Source organism: Stenotrophomonas sp. B2 (genome assembly GCF_014947095.1).
GTDB lineage: Bacteria > Pseudomonadota > Gammaproteobacteria > Xanthomonadales > Xanthomonadaceae > Stenotrophomonas > Stenotrophomonas maltophilia_P.
In genome coordinates this window covers 47,885-60,129 of sequence record NZ_JADCQA010000006.1, presented here as the reverse complement: position 1 = coordinate 60,129, position 12,245 = coordinate 47,885, and the positions used below count along the sequence as shown (strand labels likewise).

The window sequence follows — 12,245 nt, the reverse complement described above, 5'->3', positions numbered from 1 at the left end:
GCCGGCCGGGCGCCGCCCCCCCCGCCCCTCGCCCCCGCCCCCCCCCCCCCCCCCCCCCCCCCCCCCCCCCCCGCCCCCCCCCCAGAAGTCCGCTGTAAGCGCCCCCACCCACGAGGGGGCTCCGCCGTTGGCCGCCAACTGCGCGCCAGCGCGTTCCGCCCGAATCCCGGAACCATGCGCTTGCTCACGGATTGACCACGCAATTGATGACAACGTTGTCCCTACCTGGCGCCGGACTCTCTCCCCGGCCTCCCAGGTGCCTCTGTCCGGCCCCTCCCGTCGCCTTCCCCGGCGACGCCCGGACCTGCGTCACGCGCGGCGCCATCGGGGCCCGCGCGCCCTTTGATCGGAGACACACCATGTACGACCCGATTGTGCGCAGTGCCGAACGTTCCACCCGAAGCTGTCGTCCCCGCCGCCTGGCCTGGCTGCTTGCCCTGGCCGCCGGTGCCGCCAGCCTGCCGGGCCTGGCCCAGGCCGCCAGCTGTGCCGGCGTGGCCGAATGGGACCAGGCCAAGATCTATCGCGCCGGCGACACCCTGCAGAAGGGCGGCGTGCTGTATCGGGCAAACCAGGACATCTGGAATGCCCCGCCAGACCATCCGGCCGGTGCGCCCTACTACACCAACCTCGGTGCCTGCGATAGCGGCGGCGTCAACCAGCCTCCCGTGGTCAGCCTGACCTCACCGGCCAATGGCGCTACCTTCAGCGCCGGCAGCACCATCAACGTCACCGCCAACGCCAGCGACCCGGACGGCAGCGTCAGCAAGGTGGAATTCTTCCGCGACGGCAGCTCGATCGGCGTGGATACCAGCGCTCCCTACAGCGCCAGCTGGGCCAATGCCAGCGCCGGCAGCCACACCCTGCGCGCGGTGGCCACCGACAACAACAACGCCACCACCAGCACCCCGACCATCACCATCACCGTCAACGCTGCCAGCGGCGATACCACCGCACCCAGCGTGCCCGGCGGACTGGCGGTGGGCACCCGTACCGCCAGCAGCATCGCGCTGAGCTGGAGTCCGTCCACCGACAACGCCGGTGGCAGCGGCGTGGCCGGTTACGACGTGTACCGCAACGGCAGCCTGGTCGGTTCGCCGTCCAGCACCAGCTACGTCGATGGCGGCCTGACCGCATCCACCACCTACCGCTACCGTGTGCGGGCCCGCGACAACGCCGGCAATGCGTCCGCCCAGGGCACGGAAATCAGCGCCACCACCCTGGCCGGCGACGGTGGCGGCACCGGCAAGCGGGTCATCGGCTACTTCACCCAGTGGGGCATCTACGGCCGCAACTACCGGGTGAAGAACATCGACAGCAGCGGTTCCGCCGCGCGGCTGACCCACATCAACTACGCCTTCGGCAACGTGCGCAACAACCGCTGCGAAGTGGGCGTGACCCAGCCGTCGGATCCGAACAGCGGCGCCGGTGGCGATGCGTTCGCCGATTACACCAAGGCCTTCAGCGCCGCCGAGAGCGTCAGTGGCAGCGCCGATACCTGGGACCAGCCGCTGCGCGGCAACTGGAACCAGCTCAAGCAGCTCAAGGCCAAGCATCCGGGTCTGAAGGTGCTGATCTCGCTGGGCGGCTGGACCTGGTCGCGTGGATTCTCCAGCGCGGCCCGTCCGGAGAACCGCCAGGCCTTCGTCGCCTCCTGCATCGACGCCTACATCAAGGGCAACCTGCCGGTGACCGACGGCGCCGGCGGCACGGGCGCAGCGCTGGGCGTATTCGACGGCATCGACATCGACTGGGAATACCCCGTGGCCTGCGGCATCGAGTGCGGCAAGCCCGAGGACAACGCCAACTTCACCGCACTCATGGCCGAGTTCCGCCGCCAGCTCGATGCGGTGCGTCCGGGCCTTCTGCTGACCGTGGCGGTGGGTGCCGGCATCGACAAGATCCGCGTCACCGACCCGGCGGCCTATCACCCGTACCTGGACTACATCAACGTGATGACCTACGACTTCCACGGTGCGTGGGATGCAAGGACCAATCACCAGTCGGCACTGTTCGATTCGCCGAATGATCCATCCACCGGCGACCAGAAGCTGTACAACAGCAATGACGCCATCGAGGCCTTCATCAGCCGGGGCGTGCCGGCCGCCAAGCTCAACCTGGGCATCGGCTACTACGGACGTGGCTGGACGGGCGTGGCCAATGCCAACAATGGCCTGTACCAGACCGCCTCAGGCGCCGCACCGGGCACCTATGAGGCCGGCATCGAAGACTGGAAGGTACTGAAGAACCTGGCCTGGCCGGGCTACACCGACAACACCGCCGGCGCCACCTGGATCTACAACGGCAGCACGCTGTGGAGTTTCGACACTCCGGCCAACATCACCCGCAAGATGGGCTACGTGAAGACCCAGGGCCTGGGCGGCGCGTTCGTCTGGGAATTCAGTGGTGACGATGCGCAGGGCACGCTGACCAAGGCCGTCAGCGATGGTCTGAAGTAAGGAAAAGGCCGGGGGCGCCGGGCATGGCCCGGCGCTACCGTGGCCGGGTGGATAGCGCCGGGCCCTGCCCGGCGATATCCCGGTCAGCGCTGGGCCGACAGTTTCTCCAGCGCCGCACGCAGCTGCGCCGGCGGCAGGTAGCCGCCCAGCTGGGTGCCATCGGGCGCGAAGATCGCCGGGGTACCGTTCACCCCCAGCTGCTGGCCGAGCGCGTACTGCATCGCCACCGGATTGGTGCAGTTCTTCGCCGGCACGGTTCCACCACGCTTGGCATTGGTCAGCGCCTGGCGGCGATCGGCTGCGCACCAGACCGAAATCATGTCGGTGTAATCCTTGCTGCCCAGTCCCATGCGCGGGAAGGCCAGGTACTCGACGCTGATGCCGTTGCGGTTGAGTTCGGCGATGTCCTGGTGCAGCTTGCGGCAATAGCCGCACTCGATGTCGGTGAACACGCTGACCGTGTACTTGGCGTTGGGCGCGGCGAACACGATGCGGTCGCCGTGGTTGGCCTTGGCCAGCAGCGCGCGACGGTAACCGAGCAGGCCCTCGCTGTTGGCCGGCCCCTTGGCCCGGGTGTCATAAGGCTGCGACTGGAACAGGTAGCGGCCGTCGTCGGAGACATACAGCAGCTGACCGGAGACCACCACCTCGCGGAAACCGGGGAAGGGCGCGGCGCCGATGTAATCCACTTCGAAACCGGGGTTGAGCGCGGTCAGCGCGGCGCGCACCGCCTGCTCTGCCGGACCATTGGCAGCCGGGGTGGCCCGGGCGGAGGCGGCGGCAGGCGCCTTGGCCGCAGGGGCCGGCGGAGCCGGCTGGGCGCAGGCCGTCAGGCTGAGCGCGCCGAACACGGCGGCGATGGCGAATCGGAGCATGGAGCATTCCGCAGCAGAAGAGGACCACCGATTCTGACACAGCCGCCCGGGGCGGCGCCGTGGCCCGCTGACGGGAGCCGGACGGGGTTCATCCAGGCCGCTCAACCACGGGGATGGTGGCGGGCGTGCAGCTTCTGCAGGTGTTCACGCGCCACCAGCGTGTAGATCTGGGTGGTCGACAGCGAGCTGTGGCCAAGCAGCATCTGCAGCGCGCGCAGGTCCGCGCCACGGTTGAGCAGATGGGTGGCGAAGCTGTGCCGCAGGCCGTGCGGGCTGATGCGGGCCGGATCGATGCCGGCGACCTGCGCGTGGCGCTTGACGAGATGCCAGAACGCCTGCCGCGTGAGCGCGTGCAGCCGGGGCTCGATGAACAGCGGCGTCTGCCCATCGGCGAGTGCCTGCACCCTGCCCTTTCCCACCAGCTGCGGCCGTGAATCCTGCAGGTAACGCTCCAGCCAGTGCTGTGACTCCTCGCCCAGCGGCACCAGCCGCTCCTTGCTGCCCTTGCCGGTCACCCGCAGCACGCCCTGCCGCAGGTTCACCGCCGTTGCCGGCAGCAGTACCAGTTCGCTCACGCGCAGGCCCGCGGCGTACATGAGCTCCAGCATGGCCCGATCGCGCAGCCCCAGCGGACTGCCGACATCCGGCGCGGCCAGCAACGCATCGATCTGGCTTTCGGCCAGCGCCTTGGGCAGCAGGCGTGGCAGCTTCGGCGGATCCAGCAGAGCGCCGGGGTCCTCGCTGCGCTCGCCGCGACGCACGCCATCGGCGAAGAACGCACGCAGCGCCGACAGCAGGCGCGCATTGCTGCGTGGCGACCAGCCATGGCGCGTGCGCCAGGCCAGGTAGTCGAACAACCCGGCGCGTTCGACGCCGGCCAGGCCCCCTTCGCGGCCGTCCAGCCAGCGTGCCAACCCTTCCAGATCGCGTCGGTAGCTGTCCAGGGTGGCCCTGGCCAGACCGTTCTCCGCCCAGATGGCATCAAGGAAGCGCTGGATGCGCATGCTGTCGTCGGCACGCAGTGCAGGCAGTTGCTGGACCAGCTGACGGCGCTCGGCGGGGGTGGAAATGACGGCCATGCGTGGAGGATACGAGGGTGACTGCGGACGCGGCCAGCTTTGCGTATGCTCGGCGCATGTCCAGCCCTGCCACCGACGTGTCTTCCACTGCCACGCCCGAGGCGCAGCGCCCCCGTGCGCTGCTGCCGTGGCGCGTGCTGGCGATGGTCTACGACGCGCTGCCCGTGCTCGCGCTGTGGATGCTGGCCGGCACGGCGTTTACCCTGGCCTATACCTTCAGTGGCCATGCACAGCGCGAGAACATCGCGCCCTTCAGTGCCTGGCAATGGCTGTTGTGGGCGGTGTGCTGGGTCGTCACCGGGGCCTATGCAACCGCCAGCTGGCGCCGGGGTGGGCAGACCCTTGGCATGCGGCCGTGGCGGCTGAAACTGGTGTCGGCCGACGGCACCGCGCTGCGGCGCGCGCAGCTGTGGCTGCGGTTTGCGGTGGCAACGCTGTCGCTGCTGCTGGGCGGGCTGGGCTTCTGGTGGGCCCTGCTGGATCGCCAACGCCTGGCGTGGCACGACCGTGCCAGTGGCACGCGTCTGGTGCGGATGCCCAAGCGCTGAAGTGTCCTGCTGGCGCCGGGCATGGCCCGGCGTTGCCGGAATCAGCCCGATTTCCGCCGGAACAGCAGGCCTGACACCACCAGCATCACGATCGGCGGCAGCGCGTAGGCGATGCGGTAATCAAACTTCAGTGCGCCGGCCATGCGCCCGAAGAACAGCTGCAGCAGCCAGAAGCCCAACGCGAACAGGATGCCGAGGAACAGGCGCTTGCCCATGCCACCACTGCGCAGCGAACCAAACGCGAACGGCACGGCGGCCAGGCACAGCGCCAGTACGTTCACCGGATAGAACCAGCGGCTCCAGTACACATCCTCGAAGTCACGCGCATCCAGGCCGTTGCGCTCGCGATAGGCGATGCTCGTGCTCAGTTCGGACACGCTCAGGTTGCGCGGCTTGGCGATACCGGTCGCCAGTGCCGCCGCGTCCAGCTTGGAATTCCAGGGCTCGCGCGCCACTTCCTCGCGCGTTGCCGAGCGCTCGCCGAAGGTATCGCGGCGCACGCCGGTCAATACCCAGCCGTCCTTGTCATGTTCGGCAGTGGCGGCGTGGGTCAGGGATGCGATCCGCCCGTCTTCGGCGATCCGGTACAGGCGGACGTCACGCAGGATCAATCGCGTTCCTGTGTTGCCGACCAGCTGTTCCTCACCGCTCTGTGCGTTGAGGAAGGTATCGCCTTCGCGTGCCCACATGCCGGAATAACGGGCCACGGCCATGTCCTGGCCCCATTTGGCACTCATCTTCAGCGAATCGGCACGGTTCTGCCCCCACGGGCCCAGCGTCTCGGCGCTGAACACCATCACTGCGGTCAGCAGCGACAGGGCAATCGCCACCGACACGCTCAGGCGTTTGCGGGACAGGCCCAGCGCACGCAGCGCGGTCAGTTCGGAGGTCGCCGCCAGCTGGCCCAGCCCCATCAGCGCGCCGATCACCGCCGCGGTCGGGAAGAAGGTGTAGGCGCGGCGTGGCACCGTATACAGCACCCACGCCGCGGCGTGTCCCAGGGTGTAGCCGTTCTTGCCGATGTCCTTGAACTCGCCGGAGAAGGCCATCACCACGTCCAGGCCGGTCAGCACCGCCCAGGTCAACAGCACGGTGCCGAACACCGCGCGCCCGAGGTAGAAATCGAACCGCATCGGTCGCAGCATCATGCGCGGGCCCCCTTGGGCAGGCTCATGCGTCCATCACGCGCATACATCCAGACCGCGAACGCCAGTAGTGGCAGGGTCAGCCACCACAGGCCCAGCATCGCCGGCAGCTTGCCACTGGCGATCCAGCCGGCGCCGATGAACGTCAGGTTGGTGCCGACCATGTAGGCCAGCAGGGCCAGCATCATGCGCCCGTAGCGCTGCTGGCGCGGCGAGCTGCGCCCCAGCGGCACGGTCAGCAGGGCGAACGCCAGGGCGATCAGCGGCGGGGCCAGCCGGCGATGCAGTTCGGCCTGGGCCTGGGTGCGGCCGTCGCCCAGCAGCTGCAGGGTCGACATCAGTTCCGGATCGTCATCCTTGCGGGTCTGCGCACCGTCAGGCAGGGCCACATCGTTGCGGGCGAAGGTGGCCAGCCGGTAATCCAGCGCACCGGCCAGCGGACCCTCGACCTGGTGGCCCTTGTCCAGTTCCAAGAAGCGCTGCCGCTCGCCCTCGAAGTACATGCGGCCGCTGGCGGCAGAGACCACTTCCAGCCGGTCGTCCTTGGCACGCTGCAGGAACACCTTGCCCAGCTGGGTGCCATCGGGCGAAATCGAGGACAGGTAGACCACGCCGCCGTTGGGCAGCGGGGTGAAGCGCCCGGGTTCCAGGCCGGCCATCAGTACGCTGCGGTTGGCGTCCTGGATCATCTGCTCGGCGGTGCGTGAGGCCCACGGCCCCAGCCACAGCGAGCAGGCGCCCACCACCGCCACCACCGGCACCACCAGCATCAGCAGCGGCCGCAGCAGGCGCCTGGGGCCCACGCCGATGGCGGTGATCACCGCCATTTCCGAGTCGCGGTAGAGGCGGGCGATCGCCAGCAGCAGGCCCAGCATCAACGCCAGCGGCAGGATCAGCGGCATGTAGACGATGAACTGCAGCGCCAGCTGCGAGAACAGCAGCCTGGCCGGCAGGCGCCCGTCGGCGATGTTGCCGAGGATGTCCACCAGCACGCCGCCCACGCTGACCACCAGCAGGACGATCAGGGTGGCCAGGAAACTCTGGACGAAATCGCCCAGCAGGTAGCGGTCGAGCTTCAACATGGGGCGGTGGTTTAAACTCTGGGGTTCGTTCGCGGTGCCGCCCAGTCTAGCGTCTGGGCGTAAACGGTCCGCGATTGTACGGACTTGCCAATGGAATCTGCTCAATGGCTCTCGAATTCACCCTGAACCACCTCGCCCCGGCCGCCGCCCCCGTTGACTGCCTGGTGGTCGGCGCGTACGCCGACCATACCCTGACTCCGGCTGCACAGGCGCTGGATGCCGCCAGCGGCGGCCGCCTGTCGGCCCTCGCCCAGCGCGGCGACCTGTCCGGCAAGACCGGTGCCACCAGCCTGCTGCACGACCTGCCGGGCGTGGCAGCACCGCGCGTGCTGGTGGTCGGGCTGGGTGAAGCCGCCCGCTTCGGCGTGCCGCAGTACCTGAAGGCCGTAGGCGACGCCGTTCGCGCGTTGAAGGCAGGCGCCACCCGCAGTGCGCTGTTCACCCTGTCTGAAGTGGCTGTGAAGGAGCGCGATGCGGCCTGGGCGATCCGCCAGGCAGTGATCGCCGCCGATCACGCGGCGTACCGCTACACCGCCACGCTGGGCAAGAAGAAGGCCGATGATGCCGGGCTGGCCCAGCTGGCCATCGCCGGTGACGACGCGCAGGCCCTGGCCCAAGGCCAGGCCATCGCTGCCGGTGTCGAGTTCGCCCGCGAGCTGGGCAACCTGCCGCCGAACTACTGCACCCCGGCCTACCTGGCCGAAGTCGGCGTGAAGTTCGCCAGCGAGCATGACGGCGCCGAGGCCGAGATCCTCGACGAGACCCAGATGGAAGCCCTGGGCATGGGCTCGCTGCTGGCCGTGGCCCGTGGTTCGGCCAATCGCCCGCGCCTGGTCGTGCTGAAGTGGACCGGCGCCGGCGATGCCAAGCCCTATGTGCTGGTCGGCAAGGGCATCACCTTCGATACCGGCGGCGTCAACCTGAAGACCCAGGGCGGCATCGAGGAAATGAAGTACGACATGTGCGGCGGCGCCAACGTCATCGGCACCTTCGTCGCTGCGGTCAAGGCCAGGCTGCCGCTCAACCTGGTGGTGGTGGTGCCGGCCGTGGAGAACGCCATCGATGGCAATGCCTACCGCCCGTCCGACGTCATCACCTCGATGTCGGGCAAGACCATCGAAGTCGGCAACACCGACGCCGAAGGCCGCCTGATCCTGTGCGATGCGCTGACCTACGCGCAGCGCTTCGAGCCGGCCGCGCTGGTCGACGTCGCCACCCTGACCGGCGCCTGCATGGTCGCCCTCGGCCACCAGACCGCGGGCCTGATGAGCAAGCATGACGACCTGGCCAACGAGCTGTTGGCCGCCGGCGAGCACGTGTTCGACCGCGCCTGGCGCCTGCCGCTCTGGGATGAGTACCAGCCGATGCTGGATTCGACCTTCGCCGACGTCTACAACATCGGCGGCCGCTGGGCTGGCGCCATCACCGCCGGCTGCTTCCTGTCGCGCTTCGCCGAAGGCCAGCGCTGGGCTCACCTGGACATCGCCGGCGTCGCCAGCGACGAGGGCAAGCGTGGCATGGCCACCGGCCGCCCGGTCGGTCTGCTGAGCCAGTGGCTGCTGGACCAGGCCGCCCGCGCCTGATGCTGTACCAGACCCTGGCCGGCCACCGCCGGCCAGGGCCTCGCCCGGCCAGGCCGGGCCCCCGCCTGTTCCGGACCCTGCCATGCCCCGCGCCGACTTCTACCTGATCGCCAAGCCCCGTTTCCTGACCGAGCCGTTGCGCCTGGTCTGCGAGCTGGCACGCAAGGCCAACGATGCCGGCCTGTTCACCCTGGTGCTGGCGCGCGACCAGGCCCAGGCCGAGGAACTGGACGAACTGCTGTGGGCGTTCGATGACGACGCCTACATCCCGCATCAGATTGCCGGCGAGGACATGGACGAGGAAGAAGCGCTGGTGCTGATCGCCGTGCCCGGCACCGAGGCGCCGGCCCGCCCGCTGGTGATCAACCTGCGCGACGACCCCTGGCTGGGCCAGTGCGAGCGCGTGCTGGAAGTGGTCCCGGCCGACCCTGAAGCGCGCGAACCGCTGCGCGAACGCTGGCGCCAGTACAAGGCCGCCGGTTACGACCTGAACAAGCACGACATGTGAGCGCCCCGCGGCCCCCTTGATGGGCCGCCGCCGCGCCCTGATCCTTCAACGATTACCTCCTGGTTCCCCCGCATGACCCAACTCGCCTCCAGCTACGACCCGAAGTCCTTTGAGACCGACCTCTACGAGGCCTGGGAGAAGGCCGGCCACTTCAAGCCGTCCGGCCAGGGCGAGCCGTACACCATCCTGCTGCCACCGCCGAATGTGACGGGCACGCTGCACATGGGACACGCCTTCCAGCAGACCCTGATGGATGCGCTGGTGCGTTACCACCGCATGCGCGGCTACGACACGCTGTGGCAGGTCGGCACCGACCACGCCGGCATCGCCACCGAGATGGTGGTCAGCCGCAACCTGGCGCTGGAAGGCAAGGGCGAAACCCGTGACTCGCTGGGCCGCGAAGGCTTCATCGGCAAGGTCTGGGAGTGGAAGCAGCAGTCCGGCGACACCATCGAACGACAGATGCGCCGCCTCGGCACGTCGGCAGACTGGTCGCGCAGCACCTTCACCATGGACCCGCAGCCCTCGGCGGCGGTGATCGAGGCCTTCGTGCGCTGGCATGAGCAGGGCCTGATCTACCGCGGCCAGCGTCTGGTCAACTGGGATCCAGTGCTGAAAACCGCCATCTCCGACCTGGAAGTGGAGAGCGCCGAAGAAGACGGTTTCCTGTGGTCGATCGCCTATCAGCTCGATGACGGCCTCAGCTACGAGCACGTCGAGCGCGACGCCGACGGTAACGAAACCCTGCGCGAGACCCGCGATTACCTGGTGGTGGCCACCACCCGCCCGGAGACCCTGCTGGGCGACACCGCCGTGATGGTGCATCCGGAAGACGAGCGGTACGCGCACCTGATCGGCAAGAGCGTGGTGCTGCCGCTGACCGGCCGCCGCGTACCGGTGATCGCCGATGATTACGTGGACCGCGCGTTCGGTACCGGCGTGGTCAAGGTCACGCCTGCGCATGACTTCAACGATTACCAGGTCGGGGTGCGCCACAGCCTGCCGATGATCAACCTGTTCACTCCGGTGGCGGCGCTGAATGAGAACGCCCCGGAACGCTTCCAGGGCCTGGACCGCTATGAAGCACGCAAGGCCGTGCTGTCCGAGCTGGAAGACCTGGGCATCCTGGTCGAGACCAAGGCGCACAAGCTGCAGGTGCCGCGCGGCGACCGCACCGGCCAGGTGATCGAGCCGTACCTGACCGACCAGTGGTTCGTGAAGATGGACGAGCTGGCCAAGCGCGGCCTGGAGCTGGTCGAAGGTACCGATGGGAAGCCGGGCAGCATCTCCTTCGTGCCGCCGAACTGGATCAACACCTACCGTCACTGGATGGCCAACATCCAGGATTGGTGCATCAGCCGCCAGCTGTGGTGGGGCCACCGCATTCCGGCGTGGTTCGACGCTGCCACCGGCACCTGCTACGTCGGTCGCAGCGAGGATGAGGTGCGGGCAAAGCACGAGCTCGGCAGCGATGTCGTGCTGAACCAGGAAAGCGACGTGCTGGAAACGTGGTTCTCCTCCCAGCTGTGGCCGTTCTCCACCCTGGGCTGGCCGAACGAACAGGCCATGGCCGAGCGTGGCTTCGACCGCTACCTGCCGTCGTCGGTGCTGGTCACCGGCTTCGACATCATTTTCTTCTGGGTGGCCCGCATGATCATGGCCACCGACAACCTGACCGGAAAGATTCCGTTCAAGGACGTCTACTTCACCGGCCTGATCCGCGACGGACAAGGCCAGAAGATGTCCAAGAGCAAGGGCAACGTGCTCGACCCGCTGGACATCATCGATGGCATCAGCATCGATGACCTGGTCGCCAAGCGCACCGGCGGCCTGATGCAGCCGAAGATGGTGGAGAAGATCGAGAAAGCCACGCGCAGGGAGTTCCCGGACGGCATCGCCGCCCACGGCGCCGACGCGCTGCGCTTCACCATCGCGGCGCTGGCCACCCATGGCCGCGACATCAAGTTCGACATGAACCGAGCCGAAGGCTACAAGAACTTCTGCAACAAGCTGTGGAATGCCAGCCGCTTCGCGCTGATGAACACCGAAGGTGCGGCGTTCAGCGGCGTGCCGACACCGCGCACCGATGCCGAGCGCTGGATCCTTGCACGCCTGGCGGCCACCACCGCTGAAGCGCAGGGCCACTTCGCCGCCTACCGCTTCGACCTGCTGGCGCAGTGCCTGTACGAGTTCGCGTGGAATGCGTTCTGCGACTGGTTCCTCGAACTGAGCAAGCCGGCGCTGAGCGGCAGCGACGCAGCGGATGCCGAAAGCACCCGCCACACCCTGCTGTATGTGCTGGAAGCCCTGCTGCGCCTGCTGCACCCGTTGACGCCGTTCATCACCGAACAGCTGTGGCAGCAGCTCGCCCCGCGCCTGGGCCTGGCCGAAACCACGCTGTCGCTGCGCCCCTACCCGACCGCAGCCGAGTTCCAGGGCGATTTCGCCCAGGCCGAGGACGACGTCGAATGGCTCAAGGCGGTGATCAGCGCGGTGCGCCGCGTGCGCAGCGAACTGAACGTCGCACCGTCCAGGCTGGTGCCCCTGCGCCTGCAGGCCGGCCAGCAGCAGGATCGTGCCCGCGTCGAACGCTTCAGTGCGTCGCTGTCGTTCCTGCTGAAGCTGGACAGCGTGCAGTGGCTGGGCGAAGGCGAAAGCGCTCCGCCTGCGGCCGCCGCCATCGTCGGTGAGTTGAAGCTGCTGGTGCCGCTGGAAGGCCTGGTCGATCTGGATGCCGAACGTGCACGCCTGGACAAGGAGATCAAGCGCGTGGAAGGCGAGCAGGAGAAGAGCGAAACCAAGCTGGCCCGGTTCACCGACAAGGTGCCGGCTGCGGTGGTCGAGCAGGAGCGCGTGCGCCTGGCCGACTGGAACACCCAGCTGGCCGGCCTGCGCGAACAACGCGCGAAGCTGTAACAGCCGACCGGCGGGTGCGGATCCAGGTCCGCACCCGCCCAGGTCTTTTG

The 12,245-nt window shown here is 68.3% G+C and carries 9 protein-coding genes; 5 read left to right on the top strand and 4 right to left on the bottom strand.

The features are described 5' to 3' along the window. Nucleotides 1–359: 359 nt before the first annotated feature. Complete coding sequence (locus IMX13_RS08495) at nucleotides 360–2,459, top strand: glycosyl hydrolase family 18 protein (protein ID WP_193396190.1); 2,100 nt, start codon at nucleotides 360–362, stop codon at nucleotides 2,457–2,459. A gap of 83 nt (nucleotides 2,460–2,542) precedes the next feature. Here IMX13_RS08495 and IMX13_RS08490 read toward each other — a convergent pair whose 3' ends face one another. Beyond that, nucleotides 2,543–3,334, bottom strand: a complete 792-nt coding sequence (locus IMX13_RS08490) for a DsbC family protein (protein WP_065175338.1) — start codon at nucleotides 3,332–3,334, stop codon at nucleotides 2,543–2,545. Between the two features lie 101 nt (nucleotides 3,335–3,435). Next, a complete protein-coding gene (xerD, locus tag IMX13_RS08485; RefSeq protein WP_065182490.1) occupies nucleotides 3,436–4,413 on the bottom strand; it encodes a site-specific tyrosine recombinase XerD in 978 nt (325 codons plus the stop codon). Between the two features lie 56 nt (nucleotides 4,414–4,469). Between xerD and IMX13_RS08480 the strand changes: the two genes are divergently transcribed. Further along, on the top strand, nucleotides 4,470–4,961 hold the full coding sequence (locus IMX13_RS08480) for an RDD family protein (protein ID WP_065175339.1): 492 nt from the start codon (nucleotides 4,470–4,472) through the stop codon (nucleotides 4,959–4,961). A 41-nt stretch (nucleotides 4,962–5,002) separates the two neighbouring features. Here the strand turns inward: IMX13_RS08480 and lptG are convergent, their stop codons facing one another. Together lptG and lptF are read right to left on the bottom strand one after the other, a co-directional pair. Beyond that, nucleotides 5,003–6,109 (bottom strand): LPS export ABC transporter permease LptG, encoded by a 1,107-nt coding sequence (gene lptG / locus IMX13_RS08475; RefSeq protein ID WP_053516943.1) that lies wholly within the window; start codon nucleotides 6,107–6,109, stop codon nucleotides 5,003–5,005. Continuing rightward, nucleotides 6,106–7,188: an LPS export ABC transporter permease LptF gene (gene lptF, locus IMX13_RS08470; RefSeq protein WP_053516945.1), complete on the bottom strand. Its 1,083-nt coding sequence runs from the start codon at nucleotides 7,186–7,188 to the stop codon at nucleotides 6,106–6,108. The genes lptG and lptF overlap by 4 nt, the downstream gene beginning before the upstream one ends. 104 nt (nucleotides 7,189–7,292) lie before the next feature. Here lptF and IMX13_RS08465 point away from each other — a divergent pair, with 104 nt between their 5' ends. The 3 genes from IMX13_RS08465 (at nucleotide 7,293) to IMX13_RS08455 (ending at nucleotide 12,195) form a co-directional block, all read left to right on the top strand. After that, nucleotides 7,293–8,771, top strand: a complete 1,479-nt coding sequence (locus IMX13_RS08465; RefSeq protein WP_053516946.1) for a leucyl aminopeptidase — start codon at nucleotides 7,293–7,295, stop codon at nucleotides 8,769–8,771. A gap of 82 nt (nucleotides 8,772–8,853) precedes the next feature. Further along, nucleotides 8,854–9,279: a DNA polymerase III subunit chi gene (locus tag IMX13_RS08460; protein ID WP_004154132.1), complete on the top strand. Its 426-nt coding sequence runs from the start codon at nucleotides 8,854–8,856 to the stop codon at nucleotides 9,277–9,279. Nucleotides 9,280–9,351: 72 nt separating this feature from the next. After that, nucleotides 9,352–12,195 carry a valine--tRNA ligase gene (locus IMX13_RS08455; RefSeq protein ID WP_193396189.1) on the top strand — a complete coding sequence of 948 codons (2,844 nt, stop codon included), beginning with the start codon at nucleotides 9,352–9,354 and terminating at the stop codon, nucleotides 12,193–12,195. Nucleotides 12,196–12,245 lie beyond the last annotated feature (50 nt).